Genomic DNA, 25625 nt, shown 5'->3' on the forward strand with positions numbered 1-25625 from the left:
AGTGCTGTGAGGATTTCGCCCTCATGCGCACCATCCCCGGCATGACCGTCATGTCTCCCGCCGATGACGTGGAGGCCCGCAAGATGGTGAAGGCCGCCTACGAGATGGAGGGCCCTGTATATATGCGCTTTGGACGTGCTGCCGTCCCCGTCATCCACGACGAGGACTATGAGTTCCAGATTGGCAAGGGCGAGGTGCTCACCGATGGCACCGACGTGGCCATCATCGCCAACGGTCTGCTGGTGGCCGAGGCTCTCCAGGCCGCTGAGACCCTGGCCCAGGCCGGTATCTCCGCCCGGGTCATCAACATGGCCACCATCAAGCCTCTGGACGAGGAACTGGTGCTGAAAGCTGCCCGTGAGTGCGGCAAAATCATCACCTGTGAGGAGCACAATGTGCTGGGCGGCCTGGGCGAGGCCGTGTGCGGCGTGCTGGCCGAGCAGTGCCCCACCCCCGTGCGCCGCATCGGCGTCAACGACGAGTTCGGCCACTCCGGCCCCGCCGGAGCCCTCCTCAAGCAGTTCGGCCTGTGCGCCGACCACATTGTGGAGGTGGCCCGGGACTTCGTGGGTAAGTAAAAAATTGCTGCTGCTATGTTCTCCCCTGCCTGCGGGCAGGGGAGATTTTTTGTTTTTTCGGCCCGGCCAAAAATAGTTTTTAGTAAAAATATGCCTGACAAAAAACTGGAATTGGAAACATTTCCAATTGAATTTCAGCGATTTTTCAGAGTTTTAAAGAAAACATACCACTTTGTACAATTTCACATGGATGCGAAATGGAATCTCTTGTGTTTTCGCATAAAGCATGTTACACTTATCCTGCGTATTGGTGCAGAGGGGTGTTTTGCGCCCTTCGGCACGCCGGACCGGATTTTTACCGGGAATGAAAAGAAGGAGGAATATCATGTTCCAAAAGAAACGGCTGCTTGCAGGCGCTTTGGCCCTGGTGATGGGCGCAAACCTGGTAACGGTTGGCGCATTCGCCCGTGGCGAGAGTCGCTCGACCAGCACACAGACTTCCTCTCCTGAGGAGACGGTCTACGTCAACACCTACGGCGGGGACAGCCGCACTGTGGACTTCAATGACCACTGGCGGTTCAACCTGGGCAGCGGCGACGCAGACCCCAACTACAACGACTCCGCTTGGCGGGACGTGGATCTGCCCCACGACTACAGCATCGAGCAGGAGTACAGCAAGAGCGGCGAGGCCGAGAGCGGCTACTTGCTGGGCGGCACCGGCTGGTACCGCAAGACCTTCTCCATCACCCCTGAATGGAAGAACAAGGTCGTATCTGTCAACTTCGGCGGCGTGTACATGAACGCCACCGTGTACCTCAATGGCCATGAGCTGGGCTTCCACCCCTATGGCTATACCTCTTTTGCCTTCGAGCTGCCCCAGGAGTACCTGAACTATGAGGGCGACAACGTGCTGGCCGTGAAGGTGGAGCACCAGACTCCCTCCAGCCGTTGGTATTCCGGCAGCGGTATCTACCGCTCCGTGCACCTGACCGTCACCGATCCCGTGCACGTGGACCGCAACGGTACTTACATCACCACCCCCAAGCTGGCTGAGTCCAACGGCGCCGACGGCACCGTGAACGTGGTCACCACCGTGGCCAACCAGAGCGGTGAGGCCGCCAACGTGGTGGTGCGTCAGAGCATCTACGAGCTGGGCGGCGAGCAGTCTGTGGCTTCCGTCACCGGCGAGACCGTCACCGTGGACGCCAACTCCACCCAGGACGTGACCCTCACCACCAAGGTGGACAGCCCCAAGCTGTGGGACACTGACAACCCCAACCTGTACACCGCCGTCACTGAGGTGCTGGTGGACGACCAGGTGGTGGACACCTATACCACCGAGTTCGGCTTCCGCTGGACCGAGTTCAACAACACCACTGGTTTTGAGCTCAACGGCGAGCCCACCAAGCTCAAGGGCGTGTGCATGCACCACGACCAGGGCGCTCTGGGCTCCGAGGCCTGGTACCGCGCCATCGAGCGCCAGGTGGAGATCCTCAAGGAGATGGGCTGCAACGCCATCCGCGTCACCCATAACCCCGCCGCTCCCGAGCTGGTGGAGATCGCCAACCGCAAGGGCATCATGCTCATCGACGAGGCCTTCGACACCTGGACTCTGCCCAAGAACGGCAACACCCAGGACTACTCCAAGTGGTTCAACGTGACCATCGCCGAGGGCAACAACATCCTGGGCGGCGAGACCGGCATGACCTGGGCCGAGTATGACATCAAGGCCATGGTCAACCAGGACAAGAACTCCCCCGCCGTCATCATGTACTCTCTGGGTAATGAGATCTTCGAGGGCGTGTCCTACGCTGGTTACAGCAACTATCCCACCATCGCCCAGAACCTCATTGACTGGATCAAAGAGGTGGACACCACCCGTCCTCCCACGTTTGGCGACAACAAGCTCAAGGAGAACTGGGACATCGCCAACAAGGTCGCCGCTGTGGTGGCCGAGAACGGCGGCATCATCGGCTACAACTACTCCACCGTCAGCCACCTGCAGACTGGTGTGAGCAAGGGCTGGAAGGTGTACCACTCCGAGACTGCCTCTGCCGTCAACAGCCGCGGCGTGTATGACCGCAAGGGCAACGCCACCGATGTGGGCGGCGACCGTCTGCTCACCTCCTATGATAAGAGTAAGGTGGGCTGGGGTGCCCTGGCTGCCGACGCCTGGTGGCGCGTGCTCCAGCAGGACGCCAGCTCCGGCGAGTTTGTGTGGACTGGCTTTGACTACATCGGCGAGCCCACCCCCTGGAACGGCACCGGCGCCGGCGCTGTGGGCGGTTGGCCCTCTCCCAAGTCCTCTTACTTCGGCATCATCGACACCAACGGCCTGCCCAAGGACAGCTACTATCTGTATCAGAGCCAGTGGAACGAGGATGTGACCACCCTCCACGTGCTGCCCACCTGGGACCAGGATGATGTGTCCAAGGACGGCAGCGGCAAGGTGGAAGTGGTGGTGTACTCCGACGCCCCCGTGGTGAAGGTCTACCTCAACGGTGAGGAAGTTGGCACTGCCACCTCCACCCAGACCACCACCGACGCCGGTTACACCTATCGCACCTTCACTTCCGGCACTGGCGCTTTCTCCCAGAAGTCCGGCTATGAGAGCCTGTACGCCACCTTCATGGTGCCCTATGCCGAGGGTACTCTGGAAGTCAAGGCGTTTGACGCCGAGGGCAACCAGATCACCGACACCGAGGGCCGCAGCGTGGTGAAGAGCACCTCCGGTGCTTCCCAGCTCACCCTCTCTGCTGACCGCGACTCCATCGTGGCCGACGGCGACGACCTGAGCTACATCACCATCGACGTCAAGGACGCCGAGGGCAACCTGGTCAACACCGACGACGTGAACGTCCAGCTCTCCATCGAGGGCGAGGGCACCATCGTGGGCGTGGACAACGGCCGTCAGATCGACCACACCTCTTATCAGAGCCTGTCCCGAAACGCTGCCGCTGGCCAGCTGGTGGCCATCGTGCAGTCCACCGATAAGGAGGGCTCCTTCACCGTCACCGCTACCGCCGACGGCGTGAAGGCTGGCTCCGCCACCGTCACCACCACCGCTCCCGAAGTGGGCGAGGGTCAGGACAACCCCGTCATCAGCTATGACATCTCCCGCTATCACTACGTGAAGGTGGGCAACGCCCCCGTGCTGCCCGAGACCGTGGAGGTCACCTACAAGGACGGCACCACCAAGGAGCTGGGCGTGACCTGGAACGACTACAACGAGGACCTCATCCAGGAGGTTGGCGCCTTCACCATCAGCGGCGTCATCGATGAGGTGAACGTCACCACCACCGTCAACATCAACATGCTGGACCAGGTGGCCGCTCTGCTCAACTACTCCGCCGCCGTGCGCAAGGACGGACAGGTCACTCTGCCCGCTTCCCGTCCCGCTGTTCTGGCTGACGGCACCATCCTCAACGCCGAGTTCCCCGTGGAGTGGAACGTTCCCGAGGACCTCACCGCCACCGTGGGCACCAAGGTGGTGCAGGGCACCAGCCAGGTGTTCGGCGAGGAGCTCACTGTCACCGCCTCCGTCCGTGTGGCTGAGGGCGACGTGACCATCGGCAACAACGTGGCCTCCAACGCCGCTGAGCTGACCCAGAGCATCCCCGAGGGCCTCCAGAGCGATACCCTGGAAGCCATCCGTGACGGCTCCACCGAGGTGGACCCCAACCTGGACGGCGGCCCCAACGAGAGCACCTGGAGCAACTACGACTCCGCTCAGGCTGGCAACAAGTCCGCTTCCATTGCTTTCCGCTATGACACCGCTCAGTTCCTGGGCGAGGTGGTTCTGTACTTTGCCACTGACAGCTTCTCCGCTGCTCTGCCCTCTGACGTGAAGATGGAGGTCAGCAACAACGGCTCCGAGTGGACCACTCTGGACATCACCAAGGGTGAGGCCACCAATCCCCACACCAACGTCACCCGCATCCCCTACACCTTCGAGCCCCAGGATGCCGTGAACTTCCGCATCACCGTCACCAACAAGGAGGGCGATCCCGCTTCCGCCGCTTCCTCTTACTGTGTCAGCCTCACCGAGGTGGAGCTGAATGTGGCTCAGACCAGCTTCCCCATCAACAGCTCTGACGCCCTCACCGGCATCACCGTCAACGGCAAGGCCTGGAACGACAGCCAGCTGGCTGCCCGCACCTATGACACCCAGGCTCTGCTGGTGGATACCCTGGAAGTGGACAACGGCAACAACGTTGCCTACACCGTCATCCCCGCCCACGACAATGTGGTGAAGATCCTCACCGAGTCTGAGGACCACGCCACCCGTGGCACCTACACCATCAACCTGGCCGTCAGCGGCTCCACCAACAACGATCCCACCGATGGCAGCCGTGACTACGACTACACCAAGACCACTGCGACTGCCGCCAGCCAGCAGCTGCCCCAGTCCGGCAGCGAGGGCCCTGTGGAGCTGGCTTTGGACAACAACTCCACCACCTTCTGGCACACCAAGTGGAGCGAGTATCTGGAGAACAGCCCGGAGAAGCGCTGGATTCAGCTGGAGCTGGCTGAGGCCACCGTGCTGGACGCTGTGCGTTACCTGCCTCGTCCCGCTGTGGCCAACGGTATTGTCACCGAGTACCGGGTGGAAGTGAGCATGACCGGCGAGGACGGCTCCTGGACCACCGTGGCCACCGGCACTTGGGGCCACAACACCGATTGGAAGATCGCCGTGTTCAATGAGCCCGTGGAGGCCAAGTTCGTGCGTCTGTACGGCGTGCAGACCCGCGGCGGCACTGGCGACGTGGCCAACCGCTTCATGTCCTGCGCCGAGCTGCGCGTGCGTGTGGCCGAGGAGAAGATCGACCTGTCCGACGCCACCGTCACTCTGGAGAAGGACGTGTTCGCCTACACTGGCTCCGCCATTGAGCCCATGCCCACCGTGGTTCTGGGCGACAAGACCCTGAAGTACGGCGTGGACTACGCTGTGGACTACGCCAACAACGTGGAGCCCGGCACCGCCACCCTCACCGTGCGTGGTATCGTGGACTACTCCGGCACCGTGGAGAAGACCTTCACCATCACCAAGGACGTGGAGCCCACTCCCGAGCCCACTGTGGAGCCCACTCCTGAGCCCACCGTGGAGCCTACTCCCGAACCCACTCCTGAGCCCACCCCCGAGCCCGGCGATGTCAACAAGACTCTGCTGGAGAAGACCGTGACCTATGCCGACACCCTGTCCACCGACGGTGTCACCGACACCGCCAAGAAGGCCTTTGAGGACGCTCTGGCCAACGCCAAGACCGTTCTGGCCAAGACCGACGCCACCCAGGACGAGGTCAACGCCGCTTGGAACCAGCTGCTGGAAGGCATCTGGGGCCTGGGCCTGGTTCAGGGCGACAAGGCCGAGCTGAACAAGCTCATCGCCAAGGCTGAGGACATGATGGCCAACGCCGACAAGTACGTGGAGACCAACTGGCAGCAGCTGGTGGACGCTCTGGCCAATGCCAAGGACGTGGCCGCTGACGGCGACGCCATGGACTCCGACATCAAGCCTGTGGCTCAGGCTCTGCTGGACGCCATCCTGGCTCAGCGCTTCAAGGCTGACAAGTCCATCCTGGAAGACCTCATCGGCAAGGCCGAGGGCATCGACCTGACCGGTTACACCGCCGAGTCCGTGGCCACCTTCCGCACCGCTCTGGCCAACGCCAAGGCCGTGATGGCCGATGCCACCCTGTCCGTGGACGATCAGGCCAAGGTGGACGAGGCCGTGGCAGCTCTGAAGTCCGCCATGGAGGGCCTCACCGCTGGTGGCGCACCCGAGGCCACCGACAAGCCCGAGGCTACCGATAATCCCCAGACCACTCAGAAGCCCGACGCCACTCAGAAGCCTGAGGGCGAGAAGCCCGCTCCGACCGGCGACACCAACAACGTGATGGTGCCCGTGATCGTGGTGGTTGTCTGCGTGGTGGCTCTGGTGGCTGTGGTTGTGGTTGCCCGTAAGCGCAAGCACTAATTCACACCCCGCTGAGCACAAAACCTCATAGGGAACCAAACACCCCCGGACCGATTGGTCCGGGGGTGTTTTTGCGTCTGGGGATACTCCGCTGCCTCCGGTGGTTTCCAGGCCCAAAGCCTCCCTTGTGTAAAGGGAGGTGGCCCGGCGTCAGCCGGGTCGGAGGGATTGACTTTCTCCGAGGACTCGGGTCCGGCTTGCCAGCCTGGCAGGGACGCTCCGCTGGGGTGACTTTCTGCCGCCAGAAAGTCACCAAAGACCGCCAAAGGCGGGGCCTTCCCCCGCCTTGTGGAATCCACCCCGCGGTACTGGGGGCCCCTGCGTCCTCCTTTTTGCGGCCCTTGGTCCGGTGGGGTCACATAGATGGCATGGCAGTTCTTTTGTAAGTGCCAGCTTCTACGACAAAGAAAACTTCTACCGCCAGGGCCTTACTCTGGTGAGCCGCTGTTCCCAGCTAACGAACATCTGGCTCCCGGCGGCGGGAACGCCGCTTTTCCTTAAGTAGGCCCGGACATGGAAACCGCCCAGCTGTAGGGCCAGCTGCCCAGGGGGGCCTGGTGTGGTGGCACAAACAGGAGCCACAGCAAGACCAACGGGCCGAATCCAGGCTTGACGCAGTTCCAGCCTCGTACCCCAGGGAGGTCCTTAGGGGGGAACGCCCTAAGCGGGTTTTGGTTCCTTTTGCCCGCTCAAAAGGAACCCCCAGCGGGAAGCGTCCCCACCAGGCTGGCAAGCCTGAACGAGGCCTTTTAGAAGAACAACCCCTCAGTCTCGTCGGTGCGGACTGAGTATCCCTCGCCTCGCCCCTGGGAGGCGGGGCAAGTCTCGCTCACACCGTCGCACCTCCTCTCCCCACCAAACCCGCTTGCGCTGGGCTTTGGCGGGGACCCCATAATGCAGCCGGGAGCCTTTGGGCATGGTATGGCCCCCAGCGGAGCGCGTCTCCCCTCGCCAGGGGAGCAACTTTGCACCAGAGAAATGGGAGAAGAACCATCTTCTCCGCTTGCCAGCGCCTTTTTCAGGCACAAATAAAAAAAGGCTCCGGGGCACCGCTGCCCCGGAGCAAAAAGAAAGAAGAAAAAGGAGAAATGAAATGAAAAGAAGAAATCACTCTTGCTTGCAAGAATAAGGATACCCGTAATTCATTACAAATATTCATGTCCAATTGTTACAAAAGAATAAAATATTTTCCTATCTCCTCATCCGCCGAATGTCGTCCCCGTAGAAGGTCAGCTCCTGATAGGCACCCGCCAGCCGGGACACCACCTGTGGAGTGTATCGGGCGCCGATCTGCTCCATGGACAGATTGGTGGAGATGATGGTGTGTTTGCCCCCTTGCAGGCGACTGTTCACCACCTCGTACAGGGTGGACTGGGCCAGGGGCGTGGTGAGCTCGCTGCCCAGGTCGTCCAGGATGAGCAAGTCACAGTTCAGATACCGCCGGGTGTCGTCCCGGGCCTGCCGCTCCTGGCCCAAATCCCGGGAAAACTTCTTGGCCTCAAAGGTGGAAAACAGGCTGATGGCGGTGTCGTACACCACCGAGTACCCACGCCCCGACACCTCCCGGGCGATGCACCCGGACAGAAAGGTCTTGCCCAGTCCGGTGCCGCCGGAGAGCAGCAGGTTGTGGAGGGGATAGTCGGGGAAGCGGCGGGCGAACCCCTCGCACACCGTCACCACCCGCTTCATGTTCTCCCGGGGGGAGCGCTTCCCCTCCCAGGGCTGGTCGGAGTACACGTCCAGGCGCAGGCGGTCGAAGTTCTGCTCGTCGGTGAGGTTCAGAAGGGCGGTGAGGGCCTTCATCTGCTCCTGGGCACACAGCTCCTTGAGACAGGTGCACATCTCCGCCCCTGCCCATCCACTGTCCCCGCATTTGGTGCAGGCGGGGGTGGGGTCCAGGGCGTCGGGCTCATAGCCCAGGGTGTGCAACAGCTCCGCCCGCTGGGCCTGGAGCTCCAAGTTGCGCCGCCGGATGTCGGCGATCTCCGGGCCGTCGGCCTGGATGGGCTTGCCGGAGATGGCCAGCCCCGCCAGCTCCGCCATGGTGCCGCCAATGGCCCGGTCCAGCTCCCGCAGACGGGGCTGACGGCGGTAGAGCTCCTGTTCCAGGTCCCAGCGGCGGCGCTCTCGAATCTCTTTCCGCCGGGCCAGCCGGGCAGAGGCCCGCTGGACAATGGCTGCATCGTAGGACATTTAGTTCCCACCTTTCTCCTGTTCCTGCAAGAATTGGTCCAGCCAGTCCGCCTGCTGCTGGATGCGGCTGGCGCTGGGCTGATAGTTCTCCTGGGGTCTGGTCCCCTGGGTCTGGGGCTGAGCTTTGTTGGGTTTTCCGCCCCGCTCCTGCTCCACCTGCTGGGGGGTGGTATAGCCGGACTTTTTCCAGGACTCCAGAATTTTATTCACATAGGGCCAATTCATCTGACCCTTGCGGAAAATGGTGCGCTCATAGGCCAGGTGGATCATCTCATCCGAGAAGCCCCACTGAACCCAGCGGTGGATGTACTCCCGCTCCTTGTCGATGGCGGGCCGCTTTTGGGTGACGCCTACGGCGGACAGCACCCCCCATTCCCGCTGGTCGATGCTCTCCTGGTCTCGCAGATATTCCTCCGCCCGCTCCACCGTGGTGATGCCCAGCCGCTTCCACCGGAAGGCCTCCCGCTTCACCTCGGTCATTCGAGGCAGGGGGGAGGCGTCCCCCTTTTGGCGGCGGCTGGCGCGGACGACGTACCCGGCCAGCATGAAGATGACCTCCACAGGCAGGGCCAGATAGTCGTAGATGGTGTACAGGCTTTTCAGGTCGGTGTCCGAGAACACCCGGCCCAGCAGCCGCTCCATCTCCCGGGACAGCCCATAGAAGCTCTGTTCCCGCTCCAGGGCGTCGGCGATGTCCCCGCGGGTGTACTCCGGGGGGCGGTCGTCCTGCACCGGGGCGGTCTGAGGGGCAGGGGAGACGCCGGGGCAACTGCCCTGGGCCAGCCCCATGGCGGTGAGCCGGGCAAAGGCGGCGCTCATGCGGCCGGGGTCCCACCCCAGCTGGGTGGCGGCCTGGTCCGGGTTGCTCCCCGCCTGGAGCAGGGCCAGATATAGAAGGGCGCAGTCCCCGTCCCCCGCATCCACCAGACGGCGGGCGGCCTGGGCGGTCATGGACAGCACCTCATTGGGCAACAATAGCACGGACATGGGACTCACCTCCTTGTTTTTTCTCGTGTACCGTCTATTTTACATGAAATCCCCGAACCTGACAACAGAAAAATCCCGGCAAGTCCAGAGACTGCCGGGATTTCATGGGACCAGTTACAAAAACTGTGCAAACACCGAGGCGGACACCACGGTGAGCACCCCCGCCACCGCAATGGCCAGGCTGCTCATGGCGCCCTCCACCTCGCCCAGCTCCATGGCCTTGGCGGTGCCAATGGCGTGGGCGGAGTTGCCCAGGGCCAGGCCCTTGGCGATGGGGTGCTTGATGCGGAAGGTGGAGAAGATGAAATCGCCAATGACATTGCCCAAAATTCCCGTGACAATGATGACGGCGGTGGTGATGGCCACCACGCCCCCCAGCTCCCGGGACAGATCCATGCCGATGGCGGTGGTCACCGACTTGGGCAGCAGGGTCACATACAGCTGGTGGTCCAGCCCGAAGAGCACCGCCAGGGCCAGAATGCCCAGCCCTCCGGCGATGATGCCCGCCCCCAGGCCGCAGAGAATGGCCAGCCAGTGGGTTTTCAGCAGTTTCAGCTGCCGATACAGGGGCACCGCCAGGGCCACCGTGGCGGGCGTGAGCAGGTAGGACAGGTACTGGGCCCCCTCATAGTAGCCGTCATAGGGGATGCCCAGGGCTTTGTTGAACAGGATGACACAGCAGATGGCAATGAGCAGGGGATTGAGGATGGCCAGGGCGAACTTCCGCCGCAGCAGCAGCCCCACCTCATAGGCGATGAGGCTCACACCCACCCCGAAAAACAGGGAATTACCCAGAAACTCAGTCATGCTTCTCCCTCCATTTCATGACAAACTGGGTCACGTGACCCGTGACCACCATCACCAGCACCGTGGTGAGCACCATAATGACCAGCACGGGCACCAGCACGCCGCGCAGCTGCTCCCAGCTCTCGGTGAGCCCCACGGCGGCGGGCACGAACATCACCGGCATGATCTCAATGAGAAAGTCCGAGGCCCGCTCCACCTGGTCCAGGCGGAGAGTCCCGGTGCACAGGCACAGAAGCATCAGCACCAGGCCGTACACGCTGGCCGGCACCGGCAGAGGCAGCAGGGCGTGGAGCCCTTCCCCCACCAGGGACAGCAGCAGAATGATGAGAAATTGACGCAATAGTTTCAAGGAGACCCCTCCAAGCATGGAAATATACGTTCCAAATAGTAGCCTTCCCGGCCCAAGTTGTCAAGCTTCAAAGTGTATAAAACCCCAAGGCTTCGGCTTCATCTTTCTTGCCAGATTCCTCCGGTTTCACCTTGACAGGGGAGGTGGAGATGTGTATACTTGTATTAAGTCAATAATACAAGGAGGTGGACGGATGGGTTGGAATGTAGAGGGCAGCGGCCCCATCTGGATGCAGCTGCACCGGCAGTTGATGCAGCGGATTTCCTCAGGGGTGTATCCCCGGGGGAGCAAAATTCCCACCGTTCGGGAGCTGGCCGCCGAGGCTGGGGTAAATCCCAACACCATGCAGCGGGCGCTTTCTCAGCTGGAGGCGGACGGACTGGTGGTGACCAACCGGACGGCGGGGCGCACCGTCACCGAGGACGGGGAAGTGCTGGCCAAAATGTGCCGCCAGCTGGCCCGAGAGCAGATTCAGACCTATTTTGACGGCATGAAGCGGCTGGGATTTACCACTCAGCAGGCCAAAGAGTTTGTGCAAACCTGGAAGGAGGAAGAGAGATGAACCAAGATCTGATTGTATGTCAAGGGCTGGGCAAGACCTTTTCCCACACCAAGGCCCTCACCGATGTGAATCTGAACATCGGGCGGGGGAAACTGGTGGGGTTGCTGGGGCCCAACGGTTCGGGCAAGACCACCCTCATCAAGCTCATGTGCGGGCTGTTGCAGCCCAGCTTTGGGGAACTGACCATCAACGGCTACACCCCCGGGGTGGAGACCAAGGCCCACGTGAGCTATCTCCCTGACCGGATGTACTTTGCCGACTGGATGAAAACCCGGGATTTGGTGGACTTTTTCACCGACTTCTACCCGGATTTTGACTGGCAGAAGGCCAACGATATGTGTAAGAGCCTAAAAATTGCCCCCACCGACCGCATCAAGTCCATGTCCAAGGGCACCAAGGAGAAGTTGCAGCTGTGTCTGGCCATGAGCCGCCAGTCCCATCTGTACCTGCTGGATGAGCCCATCGCCGGGGTGGACCCGGCAGCCCGGGACTTTATTCTCAACACCATTTTGACCAATTATAACCCCGAGGCCACCGTGCTCATCTCCACCCACCTCATTGGAGACGTGGAGCGGGTGCTGGACGAGGTGGTGTTCCTCCAGCAGGGCCGGGTGTTGGGCCACGAGGCCGTAGACGACATCCGGGCCCGGGAGGGCAAGAGCGTGGACGACGTGTTCCGGGACATGTTCCGGGCCAATCCTCAGGGAGGTGACTACTATGCTGGCTAAACTGCTGAAATATGACTTCAAAGCCATGTTCAAGATTTTCCTGCCCCTGTGGGGGGTGCTGCTGGTGGTGTCCGGGATCAACCGCCTGTTTACGGGTGCTGGCCTGGATGCCGAGCAGGGCCTGGGTCTGGTCAACTCCCTGATGGTGCTGCTATATGTGTTGCTCATTATGGCGGTGATGGTGGTGACTACGGTGATCATCATTGCCCGGTTCTACCAGGGCCTGTTGAAGGATGAGGGCTACCTCATGTTTACCATTCCGGTGAAGCCCTGGCAGCTGGTGGCCTCCAAGCTCATCAGCGCCGTGGTGATCTCCATGCTCAGCGTCCTGGTGGCGATTGTCAGTGTACTGATCATTGCCAGTTATCAGGGCTTCTTCTACGACTTGACCCAGGTGTGGGAAGTGCTGGGGACCATGACCCCCAACGCCAACGGACTGGCGATTCTGTCGGTGGTGTCTGTGTTTGTGGGGCTGATCTGTGCGGTGTCCCAGGTGTACGCTTCCATGGCCCTGGGCCATCTGGCAGGCAGCCATCGGGTGGGCTTTGCCGTGCTGGCCTTCATTGTGCTCAGTGTGATCTGGTCCACCGTGGGCTCGGTCATCGGCATGTTTGGCTACCCGGATGTGACCACCTCTCTGACCACGGTGACCACCCAGTCCGATGCGGTCCAGGTCATGACTGTGTTCTCGGATGTGATGGGTGCCGCCCTGGTCTGGGGCCTGGTGCTGGACGTGGTGCGCTGCGTGGTTCACCTGGGTATTACCAACTACATCCTCAGCCGTCGGCTGAACCTGGAGTAATCCGTTCATTTTGGCCTGGATTCTCCGGTAAGGAGGCCGGCCCAAGCAGAAGAGAGATGGGTGCGCTGGGCGCACCAGAGGAGGAATTTTCCCCATGCAGTTGATTCTTGACCAAATTTGCAAGTCCTTCGGCACCAAAGAGGTGCTGAAAAACGCCAGCTTTACCTTTGAACAGGGAAAGATTTACGGCCTGTTGGGCCGCAACGGTTCGGGCAAAACCACCCTGTTCAACTGCCTGTCCGCCGAGTTCCCCGCCGACGGGGGCACGGTGTCCCTGGTGGACGAGTACGGCCAGACCCGTACCCCCAAGCAGGGGGACATCGGCTATGTGCTGTCCACCCCGGTGGTGCCGGAATTTCTCACCGGCACCGAGTTTGTGAAGTTCTTTCAGGAGATTTCTCAGGACAAGAGCGGCCGCACCCCGGACCAGTGGCTGGAGCTGGTGGGGCTGGAGCCCGACGACCGAAACCGGCTCATGCGGGGCTATTCCCACGGCATGAAGCACAAGATTCAGATGCTGTGCTTCCTCATCGGCAGACCTCCGGTGATCTTGCTGGATGAGCCCCTCACCAGCTTTGACGTGGTGGCGGCTCTGGAGATGAAAAACCTGCTGCGGGAGATGAAAGGGGACCATATCATCCTCTTTTCCACCCACATTCTCCAGCTGGCCCAGGATTTGTGCGATGAAATTGTCCTGCTCCACCAGGGAGAGCTGGAGGGGGTGGACAACGCCAAAATCCACACGCCCCAGTTTGAGTCCTACATCGTGGACCTGCTCACCCAGGAGGAGGACGGGGAGGAGGTGGCACCGTGAACCTCACCTGTGCCTCCCAGATCTACCGCATCCGCTCGGCCATAGCGGGCAATCGGCTGGTGTACTGGCTGGGACGGGTGCCCCTCTTGAAGCGGATTTTCACCGACAAGCTGTACGCCGCCACCGAGGGCAAGCTGGTGCTCTCCATCCTGGTGTCCCTCTATCGGGGAGTCACCGCCCTGCTGGGCAAGGCCATCTACCTGGCCCTCACCTGGCTGGTGCCCCTGGCCCTAGCGGATATCAAGCCCCTGTCCCCGGAGGGGTTTTCCATGTCGGTGTGGATTTTCTTCTGGCTCAGCTTTGTGGCGGGTACCATGATACAGCCCATATCCGTGGAGGCCTCCCAGCTGAAGTACACCTGCGTGCGCCAGATGGGCATGGATGCCACCCAGTACCAGACCACCGAGATGGTGACCCACCACCTGGCCATGTTTGCGGGCTTCACCCCCTTCCTCCTGCTGTGGGGCGGGCTCACCGGGGCGGGGGTGCTCCGGGGGCTGCTGCTCTCCCTGGCTCTGGCCGGGGTGCGTATGATGGCCGAGTGGTTCCACCTCATGCTGTACGCCAAATTCCGCTGTCTGCCCAGCGGCAAGGTGGGGTACATCCTGGTCTTGACGGTGGTCTGCCTGGCCCTGGCCTATTTGCCCATGCCCTTTGGGGTCATCCCGGCCCTGGACCAGGTGCTGCTCTATCCCGCCACCGTGACCCTGCTGTTTGCCCTGGGCAGCCTGTGCGCCCGGGCCATCTCCCGCTACCCCTGCCACTATGAGCTGATTTTGGAGACCTGCCGGGCGGGGAATCTTCCCGGTCAGGCCGCCGTGAAAAATGCCAACCAGGCCCAGTTTGAGCAGGTGAAGCTGCGGGACAGCGACCTGGACACCAGCGTGGACTTCTCCCACCTCCACGGCTGGCGGTATCTCCAGGCGGTGTTCTTCCGCCGCCACCGCCGGATGCTCCTCAAGCCCTTCTTTGTGGTCCTGGCCATTTTAGGGGGCCTCACCGTGGTGGGATGTGTTGGAATCGTGTGGTTTCGGCTCCAGGGGCAAGGGCAGGAGATGGGGGAGGTGCTCTCCTATGTGACCAAGTCTTTGCCCATCTGTGTGTTCCTGCTGTACCTCATGGACAACACCGTGGGGGAGCGTATCTGCAAGGCCATGTTCTATAACTGCGACCTGGCGCTGCTGCGCTACGGCTGGTACCGGGAGCGGGACGCCATTTTGAGGAACTTTTTCCTGCGCTGGCGGATGCTGTGCGGGGTGAATCTCATGCTCAGCGGGGCCGTGTGTGGGATGTTTGTCCTCCTCACCTTCCTGGGCGGGGGACGGCCTCCGGTGGGAGAGTTCATCCTGTTTTTGCTGGCCATTTTGTCCCTGGGTGTGTTTTTTGCCACCCACTCCCTGGGCTTGTACTACCTCTTCCAGCCCTATACCTCGGATTTGGACACGAAAAACCCCATATTCAAATTGTTGAACATCGCCATGTATGCGGTGTGCTGGGCGCCCTCACAGATCAAGAGCACGCCTACCTGGTTTGCCCTGCTGGTGTTCGGGGTGACCGCCGTGTACTCGGTGGGGATGCTGGCGCTGGTGCTGCGCCGGGCACCCAAGACCTTCCGGGTGAAATAACAGCCTGCCGGAGAGATGCGCTGCGTCTCTCCGGCGGTTTTTTATCCCTTGGGCAAAAGAAGGGGGGTGTCCGTCTAACCACCCAAGGTTCAGGCTTGCCAGCCTGGCGGGGACGCTTCCCGCTGGGGGTTTCTTTTGAGCGGGCAAAAGAAACCAAAACCCGCTTAGGGCGTTCCCCCCTAAGGACCTTCCTTGGGGTACGAGGCTGTCCATGCGTCAAGACTAGGTGCGGCCCGTCACCCTTGCTGTGGCCCCTGTCACTGCCACTACACCAGGCCACCCTGGGCAGCTGGCCCTATGGCTGGACGGTTTCCATGTCCGGGCCTACCCTGGCCAAGCGGCGTTCCCGCCGCCAGGAGCCAAGCCTCCGTTAGCTGGAAACAGCGGCACACCAGGGAAAGGCCCTGGCGGTAGAAGGACGCATGAACAGAGAAGTGAATCCAAACCATAGAACGGCAAACCATCTATGTGACCCCACCAGCCCCAGGGCCGCAAAGAGGAGGACGCAGGGGCACCCAGTACCGCGGGGTGGATTCCACAAGGCGGGGGAAGGCCCCGCCTTTGGTGGGTCTTTGGTGACTTTCTGCCCAGTCAGAAAGTTACCCCAGCGGAGCGTCCCCGGCGGGGGCGCTGGTTTGCGCCTGAGAAATGGTCGAAGAGCAAAGCCTTTCTTTTTACCGGCAAAAAAGCCCGGAGCACATGCTCCGGTCCTTGTGTGCTTATTCAGGAAAAAAAGCCTCCCTTGTGTAAAGGGAGGTGGCCCGGCGTCAGCCGGGTCGGAGGGATTGATCGTCTAACCGCCCAGGTTCCGGCTTGCCAGCCTGGCGGGGACGCTTCCCGCTGGGGGTTTCTTTTGAGCGGGCAAAAGAAACCAAAACCCGCTTAGGGCGTTCCCCCCTAAGGACCTCCCTTGGGGTACGAGGCTGGGCCTGCGTCAAGTCTAAATTCGGCCCGTCACCCTTGCTGTGGCCCCTGGCACTGCCACCACACCAGGCCACCCTGGGCAGCTGGCCCTATAGCCAGGCGATTTCCACCGCCGGGCCTACCTTGGAGAAGCGGCGTTCCCGCCGCCAGGAGCCAAGCCTCCGTTAGCTGGAAACAGCGGCACACCAGGGAAAGGCCCTGGCGGTAGAAGGACGCAGGAACAGAGAAGTGAATCCAAACCATAGAACGGCAAACCATCTATGTGACCCCACCAGGCTAAGGGCCGAAACAAGGAGGACGCAGGGGCATCCAGTACCGCGGGGTGGATTCCACAAGGCGGGGGAAGGCCCCGCCTTTGGTGGGTCTTTGGTGACTTTCTGCCCAGTCAGAAAGTCACCCCAGCGGAGCGTCCCCGGCTGGGGCGCTGGTTTCTGCCTGAGAAATCGGAGGAGAGCAAGCCTTCTCCGTCAGCCCTACAGGCCTTGCCTTTTGGTGCAGTTTTGGATAAGATAGAGAAAAACAAACCACCAAAAGGAAGATCGCCATGAGCCTGTTTCGCTGTCCCATCTGTGGAGCCCCCCTCGCCCGGGAGGGCCGCACCTATACCTGCCCCAACCGCCACTGTTACGACGTGGCCCGGGAGGGGTACGTCCACCTGCTCCCCGCCAACCAGAAGCATTCGGCCAACCCCGGGGACGACAAAGCCATGATCGCCGCCCGCACCGCCTTCCTGGACGGGGACTACTATGCCCCTCTGCGGGAGAGTCTTTGCACCGTTGTGTCCGCCCACGGGGGACAGAATCCCAAAATCCTGGACGTGGGGTGTGGTGAGGGGTACTACACCCAGGGCCTTTCTCAGCTGCCGGGGGTAGAGATCGCCGGGGTGGACCTGTCCAAGGCGGGGCTGAAAAAGGCGGCCCGGCGGGTGAACGAGGGGGAGTTTGCCGTGGCCTCGGTGTACCACCTCCCCGTGGCGGACGAGGCGGTGGACGTGGTGGTGGACTGCTTCGCCCCTCTGGCGCTGGAGGAATACCGCCGAGTGCTGCGAAAAGGCGGGCTGTTTGTCTACGTGGTGCCCGCCCCTCAGCATCTCATGGAGATGAAGGCGGTGCTCTACGACACCCCCTACCCCAACCCCGAGGAGCAGGTGGAGTATGAGGGGTTCTCCTATGTGGACATCCTACCCGTGACCACCACCTTCACCTTGCCGGACCAGGCGTCCATTCAGGCCCTGTTTGGCATGACCCCCTACGCCTGGAAGACCCCCCGGGCGGGGGTGGAGCGGCTGGAGCAGCTGGATCAGCTCACCGTCACGGCGGACTTCCGGGTGCATGTGTTTCGCCGGGAGGGTTGCAAGAAACCCAGTTCTGTGCTATGATTTCTTTATCATACTGAAATCCCAAGGAGGAATTTCCCATGTCTCAGATGAATGCCATTCCCGAGCGCGACCAGGTTTCCGTGGAGGAGACCTGGAACCTCACCGACCTGTACGCCGACGATGCCGCCTGGCAGGCCGAGTTTGAGGTGGCTCAGACCTATGTGGACAAGCTGTCCGCCTATGCCGGACGGCTGGGCGAGAGCGGCGCCACCCTGCTGGAGTACCTGGAGCTGTGCCAGGAGGCCGACACCCTGCTGAACAACCTGGCCAACTACGCCTACCGCAAGGGGGACCAGGACACCCGCGTGGCCCAGTACCAGGCCATGGAGGGCAAGATCAGCTCTCTGGCCGTGGAGATCAACGGGGCCATCGCCTTTGAGACCCCCGAGCTGCTGGCCATTGACCCGGCCAAGCTGGAGGGCTTTTTCCAGGAGGAGCCCGGCCTGGAGCTGTACCGCCGCTACCTGACCATCATCCAGGAGAAGCGGGCCCACGTGCTCTCCGACGCTGAGGAGAAGCTGCTGGCCGCCGCTGCCGATCTGGCCCAGGCCCCCAGCGACGTGTACGCCAAGCTCACCTACGCCGACCTCACCTTCCCCTCCACCACCGACGGGGAGGGCAACGAGGTGCCCCTGTCCAACGGCGCCTTTGTGCCCACCCAGATGAGCGAGGACCGGGTGCTGCGGAAAAACGCCTTTGAGGCCTTCTACGGGGTGTATGGCAGCGTGCGCAACACCGCCGCCGCCACCCTCAACGCCGAGGCCAAGCAGCGCCAGTTCTACGCCAACGCCCGCAAGTACCCCTCCGCTCTGGCCGCCGCCGTAGACTCCACCCGGGTGCCCGAGAGTGTGTACCACAACCTCATCCAGACGGTGAACGCCAACCTGGACAAGATGCACCGCTATATCCGCCTGCGCAAGAAGCTGCTGGGCGTGGACGAGCTGCACATGTACGACATCTACGCCCCCATGGTGTCCGGCGGGGAGAAGGTCATCCCCTATGCTGAGGCCAAGGACACCGTGTTTGACGCCCTGGCTCCCATGGGGGAGAAGTACCGGGCCATCATCCGGGAGGGCTTCGACAACCGCTGGATTGACGTGCGGGAGAACGTGGGCAAGCGCTCCGGGGCCTACTCCGCCGGGGCTCTGTGCCACCCCTATGTGCTCTTAAACCACAAGGACAACCTGGAGAGCATGTTCACCCTGGCCCACGAGATGGGCCACGCCGCCCACTCCTACCTGTCCAACCGCACCCAGGCGCCGGTGTACCGGGACTATGTGATCTTCGTGGCGGAGGTGGCCTCCACCTGCAACGAGGCCCTGCTCATGGAGTACCTGCTGCAGCGCACCACCGACAAGCGCGAGCGGGCCGCCCTCATCAACCACTTCCTGGAGCAGTTCAAGGGCACCCTGTACCGCCAGACCATGTTTGCCGAGTTCGAGCTGCGCATGGGCGAGCTGTGCGCCAAGGGAGAGCCCCTCACCGCCGACCTGCTCTCTGCCGAGTACAAGGCCCTCAACGAGAAGTACTACGGCCCCGACATGGTGTCCGACGACGAGATCGCTCTGGAGTGGGCCCGCATTCCCCACTTCTACTACAACTACTACGTCTATCAGTACGCCACCGGCTACTCCGCCGCCATCGCCCTGTCCCGCCGCATCCTCAAGGGCGGGGAGAGCGCCGTGGAGGACTACCTGGGCTTCCTGTCCGGTGGCTGCTCCAAGGACCCCATCGACCTTTTGAAGGGCGCTGGCGTGGACATGTCCTCTCCCGCCCCCATCCAGGACGCTCTGGACCTGTTCGGCACCCTGCTGGACGAGATGGAGAAGCTCATGGAGGAGTAATTTCTCCGAATTTCTACACAAATACAAAGATGGAAGCAGCCTTTTCGGGTTGCTTCCATCTTTTTTTGCCTCGTTTCGAGCCGCACGGTCTGGCCACATCGTTGTAGGGGCCGTGGCTTGCCCGGCCCGTGGCTGCCTTGGCGTTGCCCTAGGGAATTCGGGAGGGGCAAGCCCCTCCCCTACGCACAGCAGCCCAAGAAATGCGGCAAGGTTCAGGGCCTGCATTTTTCATTATTCATTCATCATTATTCATTAATTGTCACCGCCCGGCGGCCCATGGCGTCGAAGATATCCCAGAAGGTGGACTCCTCCACCCACTGCCACCCCTCCAGGGGGTCGGCGGTGAGGTAGCCGTCCTCCCCGTATTCCACCACCACCACACAGTGGAGGTTGGCGTAGGGCTGGTAAAAGGTGTTGTCGCTGAGGTACCAGTAGCGGAGGCTGGCCACCGGGGCGGTGTAGTCCAGGGTCACCCACGCCACCAGGGGCACGTCGTTTTTTAAGTATTGGTTGAGCTGCCCCAGGGACAGGCCCGACACCGCTTCGGCAGTCCAATCACTGCCCTGGTCCTGGAGGTAGGCGTTGGCCGCCTCCACAATGGGCCCTTCAAAACAGTACCAGCCTCCCAGCTCCGAGGTGGCGTCCCCCACGTACACCTCCTCCGGGTTTCCGCCCAGCTTCCACCCCTCCGGGGTCTCGGTGAAGTCCTGGCGGGGGAGATACCCTTCATACAGATCCATCTTTTCCACCGGATACCCCGCCCAGCCCAGTAGCATGGCCAGACTGGTGACCTCGCAGCCGTTGGGCAGCTGGGGCTCCTGGAGCTGCAGGGTGACCTCCCGGCCATCCTCCAGCTGAGTCACGTCTTCCTGGGGCTGAACCTCCGGCTCGGGTTTGGCGCTGCACTGGTGGAGCAGCAGCCCCAGGGACAGCACAAACAGCAGGGCGGAGACGCCGATGCACAGAAATGGGAGTCGGCTGACATGCGTTTTTCTCTCTCTTCTCATAAAAAGGCCCCCTCGGGTTGGAGTAACTCTATTTTCCATCCCAAGGGGGCAACATGTCCCACATAAAGTTGTATCGAAGTTGTAAGGAAGTTTATTCGCCGACGGCGTGGGCCCGGTTGACCACCAGGCCGCTGTAATCCCCCAGTACCATGTCGTAATACGCCCCCACCGTGCACAGCTGGCCGGTGGCGGTGTCTCGACGCTGGAGCACCAGCACCACATGGCGCTGGGTGGTGACGATTTGGATTTGAAGACCGTAGAAGGCGGCCTCCTGGGTCAGTTTCTCCATGGTCAAGCCATCCCCTCGCAGGGTGGACACGTCGGACCAGATGTATTTCATGGGTTCCAGGACCGGGTGCATGGCTTCCGCCCCGGCGCTCTCCCGATCGGTGTCGTCGTAGACGATGTGGGCGTAATCCAGTTCCTTCCACAGATTCATGAGCAGATCTTGGAGCCGGGTCACCGTCTCCCCTTGTCCGCTGATCCACTCCTGGATATCCGTCTCCACCTGGGCGATGGCGGCCTCTTTCTGCTCCTGGGTGGGCGGTGAGCCCGTGGAGCGGGCCACCCAGTACATCCCCAAGGCCCCGTTCTCCTGACCATAGGCCACGTCCAACAGGGCGGGCTGGCCATTTGCGGTTGTCACCGGGCAGTCGCTCCAGAACCCTGCCTCCGCCCCGGTGCGGCCCAGCTCTGTGCTCTCCTCCATGCCGGACAAGCCCAACAGCGCGGGGACGTTTTGCAGGTATCTCTGGTACCACTCCGGGTCCTCTCCCTGGGCCCAGGAGGAGAGCTGGGCGATGTCCTGGGCCTCATAGGCGTTCCAGGGGTAAAAGAGGGCGTCATTGATGGTGTAGACCTGGGGAGAGGCGGTCACCTCCACCGTCTCTCCGGCCCGGGGTGCCACCGTCAGCCGGGCGGCTAAAAATACCGCCAGCCCTACCAGCAACAGGATGAGTACCGCCAATACGATAAACCGTTCCGGTTCTTCTCTTCTATGCTCCATAAGGGGCCTCTCTTTCTCTCTTCGTTGAAGGAACATCAATATCCGAATTCTTTTCTACCGTTAATGGCAAATCCGCTGTACTGCTCCAGCACCATGTCATAGTACACCCCCACGGAGTACCAACTCTCTTCATCGGAGAAGGTGTAGGTGAGTACCACCACCACCTGTCGCTGAGTGGTTACCAGCTGAATGCGGTAGCCCATATTCTGAGCCGCTTGGGACAAGGCATTGAGTTGCTGCTGGGTGCTCTGGGCCGCCTGGGAGGGGAGTGAGGCTGCAATGTCGGGAATGGAGACACACACAAAGGATACCGCCTCAGAGGCATACCAATCTTGTTCGGCGCTGTCTGGTTCCCCCAATTGGTATAGCATGGCACTCTGCTCCAGAACATTGTAGAGGGAATCCAGCGCCATGCTGAGGTCCCCACTTTGCCCCTGGGGGTCAAACAGGGCGCACACGTCCTGTTGTACTTTGGCCACGGCGGCCTCCTTCTGGGCCCGGGTGGGGGGCTCTCCGGTGGACCGGGCCACCCAGGTCCAGCCTCGGTTCCAGGTGTCCGCCCCATAGGCCACATCCAACAAAACGGGCTGTCCGTCCTGGGTGTGTGCGGGACAGTCTTTCCAGAAACACAGGTCATAGTCGATGAGCCCCCGGTTGATTCCGTCGTTGTCCAGGGTCAGCCCCAGAAGGGTGGCCCCATCGGACAGGTGGCGGGTGCACCAGGGCCAGAACTCATCCGCAGTCCCCTCTGGTAGATGACCGGAAAAGCTGTCCGGGTCATAGAGGGTCCAGGGATAGAACATCACCTCATCCATACTCTGGCTGATAAAGGAGGGGGGGTCAGGGGTGTCCACCTCCACCGTCTCGTCCGCCTGAGGGACCACCACCAGTCGGGCGGCCATCCCCACGGCCATGCCTCCGGCCAGCAAAATGAGGACGGTCAAAAGGACAAATAGCCAGGGGTGGCGATTAGGCGTCTTCATGGCCGTCCACCTCCTGACACAGCGGGAAGGTGAGGGTCACCTGGGTGCCCTCTCCCTCCTGGCTCCAGAATTCCATGGTGCCCTGGTGGGCCACCACAATGGCCTGACACAGGGCCAGGCCCAGGCCGGCGCCCCCCGCCTTGCGGCTGCGGCTCTTGTCCACCATGTAGAAGGGCTGGCAGATCTTCTCCAGCTCTTTGGGGGGGATGCCCTGGCCCCAGTCCCGAATCTTCAAAACGGCCTTCTCCCCCTCCGCCTGGGCGGTGAAGGACAGCCGTCCCCCGGTGGGGCTGGCCTTTCGGGCGTTGTCCAGCAGGTTGTACAGCAGAGATTTGAACAGCTCCCGGTCCATGGCGATGGACAGGGGAGGGCAGGAACAGGAGAGGGTCAGCTGGGTCTGGGCCAGCAGGGGCTCCAGACTCACCGCCACCTCGCCCACCACCTGGTCCAGGGGGGTGGGCTCGAAGGTGAGGTTGACGCTGCCCACGGTGAGAAGCTCCAGCAGCTTGGCCGACAGGGAGCGCAGCCGCTTGGCCTCCTCCAGAATGATGCCCGAATACTCCACCCGCTGGGGGTCGGACACCGTCTTGGGCAGGTACAGCAGGTCGGCATAACCCATGATGGAGGTCAGGGGGGTCTTCATCTCGTGGGCCAGGTTGCCCACGAACACCCGCCGCTCCTCGGCCACCTGCTCCAGCTGCTCCACCCGCTCCTGTACCGCCTGGGCCAGGGCGTTCATGTCCTGGGCCAGGTCGGCCAGCTCGTCCTGGCTGCGGATGTCCAGCCGCTGGTCGTAGTTGCCCCCGGCGATGGAGCGGGCGTTTTCCCGCAGGGCCCCCAGGGGGCGCAGCAGTCGCCGCACCAACAGCAGCAGCAGCACGGCGGCCAACAGGCTGATGCCCAGGCTCAGCCCCACCGACCGCAGGGCCTGGAGGTTCAGGTCCCGCTGGAGGTCGCCCACCGAGTAGGCGGCCACCAGGCGGTACTCCCCCGACTCCAGAGTCAGGGGCATGGAGCACACCAGATACCACTCCCCGGCGGTGTCGCCCGCCTGGAGCTGGCACTGGGTGAGGCTGTCATCTTCGGCGGTGGGGGGGACCACCCCGGCGGGGAGCTGGTTCCACACCGCCTTTTCCTCCTGGTCCAGCAGCATCAGACCCGCCAGATAGTCGTCGGTGGCCTGTTGCTCCAGGGTCTGGATGGCGGTCTCCCGGGTCTGGTCCTCCTGGAGCAGCACCACACCCAGCCGCAGCCGCTGGTTGAGAATGCCCGCTTTCAGAATGCCCGCCATGTATTGCTGTTGGGTGATGGCCCGCTGCTGTTCCCGCTGCCACAGGGCGTCCCGGGTGGAGCGCAGCAGCAGCACCGAGGACAGGGCAGTGATGGACACCATCAGGGCCAGGGTGGAGAGAAAGATTTTCTGCCACAGCTTCATGGCAGCTTCTCCAGGCGGTACCCGATGCGGGGCAGGGTGACCAGGCGCTGGGACAGGTCCAGCTTCTGGCGCAGCCGCTGGACGTGGATGTCCACGGTGCGGCTCTCTCCCTGGTACTCATAGCCCCACACCATGGAGAGAAGCCGCTCCCGGCTCAGGGCCAGGTCCTGGTGCTGGAGGAAGACCCGCAGCAGCTCAAACTCCTTGGGGGCCAGGGGCACCAGCTCCCCGTCCAGGGTGACGGTGTGGCTGTCCAGGTTCTGAACAATGGGGCCGTAGGTGAGCACCCGGACGCCGCCGCCCCGGCGGCGCAGCACCACCTCCACCCGGGCCAGCAGCTCCAGGGTCTCAAAGGGCTTGGTGATGTAGTCCTCGGCGCCCAGGCGCAGGCCCCGCACCTTGTCTCCCACCTGTTGCACGGCGGTGAGGAAGATCACCGGGACCCCCACACCTCGCAGGTGCTCCATGACCTGGAAACCGTCCATACCGGGGAGCATCACGTCCAGCAGCACCAGGTCGAACACCCCCGGCTGCACCAGCTCCACCGCCTTGGACCCGTCCATGCAGCTCTGACAGGTGTAGCCCGCCATCTCCAGGGTGGCGGCAATCATGCGGGCAATATTTTCTTCGTCCTCCACAATGAGTATGTGTGCCATGGTGTTTCTCCTCTCCCCATCATGCTTATGGTACCTTCATCTTATCACAGGGCTTTGGACAAGTCAGCAAGAAGTTGTTTCCGAGTTGTAAAGGCGGAACTTTCCACCTGGGCAATTCCCCTGGCGAGGGGAGACGCGCTGAAGCTGGGGTGACTTTCTGGGTGGGCAGAAAGTCACCAAAGACCCACCAAAGGCGGGGCCTTCCCCCGCCCCGGAGACCTCCACCAATCCCGAGGCCACCCAGAAGCCTGAGACTGACGTGCCCCAGACCGGGGACGCCGCCCAGCTGAGCCTGGTGCTGGGTGTTCTGGTTCTGTCCGCCGCCGGGCTGGCGGCTGTGGTGACGGTGCGTCATCGGCGCAGCTAAGCCCCTGATAAAACAAGAAAGTACGGTCAGAGAAATCTGGCCGTACTTTTTTCTTTATAGGGAGCTTTCTCCAATTTCTCAGGCTTCACCTCGTTCCCCTGGCGAGGGGAGACGCGCTGAAGCTGGGGTCCATTTTGACTGGCCAAAATGGACGAAAAGCCACTTAGGGCGTTCCCCCCTAAGGACCTCCCTGGTGTACGAGGCTGGAACTGCGTCAAGTCTATGGTCGGCCCGTCACCCTTGCTGTGGCTCCTGCCACTGCCAGCACACCAGGCTAACCTGGCAGCTGGCCCTACAACCAGGCGGTTTCCACCTCCGGGCCTCCCCCGGAGAAGCGGCGTTCCCGCCGCCGAAAGCCAGGCCCCCGGCAACTGGGAACAGTTGCACACCTGGGTAAGGCCCTGGCGGTAGAAGTACAACTACACAGAGGAACAGGTACTTTCTGTAGCATGTCCACGCCATCTATGTGACATGAACCACTCCAAGGGCCGAACACAGAACACTGCACCTTCCACTCAGTACCGCGGGGTGGATTCCACAAGGCGGGGGAAGGCCCCGCCTTTGGCGATTCTTTCCCCCATTTCTCATCGGGCGCATTGTCAAGTCAAGTGCAACACCTGGTGATAAAAGACTTCCGCAGGAGTTTTCCATCCCAGGCATTTG

20 protein-coding genes are annotated in these 25625 nt (G+C 62.0%); 11 read left to right on the forward strand and 9 right to left on the reverse strand.

Translation table 11 applies throughout. The annotated features are described in order from the left end of the window. From B5F22_RS10335 to B5F22_RS10340, 3 genes are all read left to right on the forward strand, one after another. Positions 1 to 578 (forward strand): transketolase C-terminal domain-containing protein (locus B5F22_RS10335; protein WP_275532486.1); only part of this gene is annotated, 578 nt, incomplete at its 5' end. 15 nt (positions 579 to 593) lie between these two features. Beyond that, positions 594 to 1028, forward strand: a complete 435-nt coding sequence (locus tag B5F22_RS12690) for a hypothetical protein (RefSeq protein ID WP_242955112.1) — start codon at positions 594 to 596, stop codon at positions 1026 to 1028. Continuing rightward, a complete protein-coding gene (locus B5F22_RS10340) occupies positions 949 to 6495 on the forward strand; it encodes a discoidin domain-containing protein (RefSeq protein ID WP_242955113.1) in 5547 nt (1848 codons plus the stop codon). The genes B5F22_RS12690 and B5F22_RS10340 overlap by 80 nt, the downstream gene beginning before the upstream one ends. Positions 6496 to 7686: 1191 nt before the next feature. Here B5F22_RS10340 and B5F22_RS10345 read toward each other — a convergent pair. The 4 genes from B5F22_RS10345 to B5F22_RS10360 all read right to left on the reverse strand — a co-directional run bounded on the left by B5F22_RS10345 (position 7687) and on the right by B5F22_RS10360 (position 10831). Beyond that, on the reverse strand, positions 7687 to 8688 hold the full coding sequence (locus B5F22_RS10345) for an ATP-binding protein (RefSeq protein ID WP_087370189.1): 1002 nt from the start codon (positions 8686 to 8688) through the stop codon (positions 7687 to 7689). Continuing rightward, entirely contained in the window at positions 8689 to 9675 is a 987-nt protein-coding gene (locus B5F22_RS10350; RefSeq protein WP_087392497.1) for a DnaD domain protein, read from the reverse strand. It lies immediately after the preceding gene. A 114-nt stretch (positions 9676 to 9789) separates the two neighbouring features. Beyond that, entirely contained in the window at positions 9790 to 10482 is a 693-nt protein-coding gene (locus B5F22_RS10355; RefSeq protein ID WP_087392498.1) for an LrgB family protein, read from the reverse strand. Beyond that, positions 10475 to 10831, reverse strand: a complete 357-nt coding sequence (locus B5F22_RS10360; protein ID WP_087392499.1) for a CidA/LrgA family protein — start codon at positions 10829 to 10831, stop codon at positions 10475 to 10477. Before B5F22_RS10360 ends, B5F22_RS10355 begins: the two co-directional genes overlap by 8 nt. Before the next feature lie 193 nt (positions 10832 to 11024). Here B5F22_RS10360 and B5F22_RS10365 point away from each other — a divergent pair, with 193 nt between their 5' ends. The 7 genes from B5F22_RS10365 to pepF all read left to right on the forward strand — a co-directional run bounded on the left by B5F22_RS10365 (position 11025) and on the right by pepF (position 19508). After that, on the forward strand, positions 11025 to 11393 hold the full coding sequence (locus B5F22_RS10365) for a GntR family transcriptional regulator (protein ID WP_087370181.1): 369 nt from the start codon (positions 11025 to 11027) through the stop codon (positions 11391 to 11393). Continuing rightward, positions 11390 to 12121 carry an ABC transporter ATP-binding protein gene (locus B5F22_RS10370; protein WP_087392500.1) on the forward strand — a complete coding sequence of 244 codons (732 nt, stop codon included), beginning with the start codon at positions 11390 to 11392 and terminating at the stop codon, positions 12119 to 12121. Before B5F22_RS10365 ends, B5F22_RS10370 begins: the two co-directional genes overlap by 4 nt. Next, the gene (locus tag B5F22_RS10375; RefSeq protein ID WP_087392501.1) at positions 12111 to 12923 is read left to right on the forward strand and encodes a hypothetical protein; all 813 of its coding nucleotides are present in this window, start codon (positions 12111 to 12113) and stop codon (positions 12921 to 12923) included. Before B5F22_RS10370 ends, B5F22_RS10375 begins: the two co-directional genes overlap by 11 nt. A gap of 94 nt (positions 12924 to 13017) precedes the next feature. Beyond that, positions 13018 to 13737 carry an ABC transporter ATP-binding protein gene (locus tag B5F22_RS10380; RefSeq protein WP_087392502.1) on the forward strand — a complete coding sequence of 240 codons (720 nt, stop codon included), beginning with the start codon at positions 13018 to 13020 and terminating at the stop codon, positions 13735 to 13737. Next, positions 13734 to 15362 (forward strand): hypothetical protein, encoded by a 1629-nt coding sequence (locus B5F22_RS10385; protein WP_087392503.1) that lies wholly within the window; start codon positions 13734 to 13736, stop codon positions 15360 to 15362. The genes B5F22_RS10380 and B5F22_RS10385 overlap by 4 nt, the downstream gene beginning before the upstream one ends. 1468 nt (positions 15363 to 16830) lie before the next feature. After that, positions 16831 to 17664, forward strand: a complete 834-nt coding sequence (locus B5F22_RS10390) for a putative RNA methyltransferase (RefSeq protein WP_087392504.1) — start codon at positions 16831 to 16833, stop codon at positions 17662 to 17664. 38 nt (positions 17665 to 17702) lie between these two features. After that, on the forward strand, positions 17703 to 19508 hold the full coding sequence (gene pepF, locus B5F22_RS10395) for an oligoendopeptidase F (RefSeq protein WP_087392505.1): 1806 nt from the start codon (positions 17703 to 17705) through the stop codon (positions 19506 to 19508). Positions 19509 to 19753: 245 nt separating this feature from the next. Here pepF and B5F22_RS10400 read toward each other — a convergent pair whose 3' ends face one another. The 5 genes from B5F22_RS10400 to B5F22_RS10415 form a co-directional block, all read right to left on the reverse strand. Further along, positions 19754 to 20515: a C39 family peptidase gene (locus B5F22_RS10400; RefSeq protein WP_158096686.1), complete on the reverse strand. Its 762-nt coding sequence runs from the start codon at positions 20513 to 20515 to the stop codon at positions 19754 to 19756. 91 nt (positions 20516 to 20606) lie between these two features. Beyond that, on the reverse strand, positions 20607 to 21521 hold the full coding sequence (locus tag B5F22_RS12330; protein WP_158096687.1) for a hypothetical protein: 915 nt from the start codon (positions 21519 to 21521) through the stop codon (positions 20607 to 20609). Positions 21522 to 21556: 35 nt separating this feature from the next. Beyond that, positions 21557 to 22504, reverse strand: coding sequence for a hypothetical protein (locus B5F22_RS10405; protein WP_087392507.1), 948 nt, complete (start codon positions 22502 to 22504; stop codon positions 21557 to 21559). Continuing rightward, on the reverse strand, positions 22491 to 23939 hold the full coding sequence (locus tag B5F22_RS10410; protein WP_087392508.1) for a HAMP domain-containing sensor histidine kinase: 1449 nt from the start codon (positions 23937 to 23939) through the stop codon (positions 22491 to 22493). The genes B5F22_RS10405 and B5F22_RS10410 overlap by 14 nt, the downstream gene beginning before the upstream one ends. After that, complete coding sequence (locus B5F22_RS10415) at positions 23936 to 24595, reverse strand: response regulator transcription factor (protein ID WP_087234467.1); 660 nt, start codon at positions 24593 to 24595, stop codon at positions 23936 to 23938. The genes B5F22_RS10410 and B5F22_RS10415 overlap by 4 nt, the downstream gene beginning before the upstream one ends. Positions 24596 to 24854: 259 nt before the next feature. On the opposite strand from B5F22_RS10415, the gene B5F22_RS12335 reads away from it, so the two are divergent. Then, complete coding sequence (locus B5F22_RS12335; protein WP_158096688.1) at positions 24855 to 24962, forward strand: LPXTG cell wall anchor domain-containing protein; 108 nt, start codon at positions 24855 to 24857, stop codon at positions 24960 to 24962. Positions 24963 to 25625 lie beyond the last annotated feature (663 nt).

This window comes from Pseudoflavonifractor sp. An187, assembly GCF_002160275.1.
In the GTDB taxonomy this organism is placed as follows: Bacteria; Bacillota; Clostridia; order Oscillospirales; family Oscillospiraceae; genus Enterenecus; species Enterenecus faecium.

Bases quoted from the DNA above. Each gene is read 5' to 3' on its own strand.
- B5F22_RS12690 (WP_242955112.1), top strand. From the start codon at position 594: ATGTTCTCCCCTGCCTGCGGGCAGGGGAGATTTTTTGTTTTTTCGGCC.
- B5F22_RS10340 (WP_242955113.1), top strand. From the start codon at position 949: ATGGGCGCAAACCTGGTAACGGTTGGCGCATTCGCCCGTGGCGAGAGT.
- B5F22_RS10345 (WP_087370189.1), bottom strand. From the start codon at position 8,688: ATGTCCTACGATGCAGCCATTGTCCAGCGGGCCTCTGCCCGGCTGGCC.
- B5F22_RS10350 (WP_087392497.1), bottom strand. From the start codon at position 9,675: ATGTCCGTGCTATTGTTGCCCAATGAGGTGCTGTCCATGACCGCCCAG.
- B5F22_RS10355 (WP_087392498.1), bottom strand. From the start codon at position 10,482: ATGACTGAGTTTCTGGGTAATTCCCTGTTTTTCGGGGTGGGTGTGAGC.
- B5F22_RS10365 (WP_087370181.1), top strand. From the start codon at position 11,025: ATGGGTTGGAATGTAGAGGGCAGCGGCCCCATCTGGATGCAGCTGCAC.
- B5F22_RS10370 (WP_087392500.1), top strand. From the start codon at position 11,390: ATGAACCAAGATCTGATTGTATGTCAAGGGCTGGGCAAGACCTTTTCC.
- B5F22_RS10375 (WP_087392501.1), top strand. From the start codon at position 12,111: ATGCTGGCTAAACTGCTGAAATATGACTTCAAAGCCATGTTCAAGATT.
- B5F22_RS10380 (WP_087392502.1), top strand. From the start codon at position 13,018: ATGCAGTTGATTCTTGACCAAATTTGCAAGTCCTTCGGCACCAAAGAG.
- B5F22_RS10390 (WP_087392504.1), top strand. From the start codon at position 16,831: ATGAGCCTGTTTCGCTGTCCCATCTGTGGAGCCCCCCTCGCCCGGGAG.
- pepF (WP_087392505.1), top strand. From the start codon at position 17,703: ATGTCTCAGATGAATGCCATTCCCGAGCGCGACCAGGTTTCCGTGGAG.
- B5F22_RS10400 (WP_158096686.1), bottom strand. From the start codon at position 20,515: ATGAGAAGAGAGAGAAAAACGCATGTCAGCCGACTCCCATTTCTGTGC.
- B5F22_RS12330 (WP_158096687.1), bottom strand. From the start codon at position 21,521: ATGGAGCATAGAAGAGAAGAACCGGAACGGTTTATCGTATTGGCGGTA.
- B5F22_RS10405 (WP_087392507.1), bottom strand. From the start codon at position 22,504: ATGAAGACGCCTAATCGCCACCCCTGGCTATTTGTCCTTTTGACCGTC.
- B5F22_RS10410 (WP_087392508.1), bottom strand. From the start codon at position 23,939: ATGAAGCTGTGGCAGAAAATCTTTCTCTCCACCCTGGCCCTGATGGTG.
- B5F22_RS10415 (WP_087234467.1), bottom strand. From the start codon at position 24,595: ATGGCACACATACTCATTGTGGAGGACGAAGAAAATATTGCCCGCATG.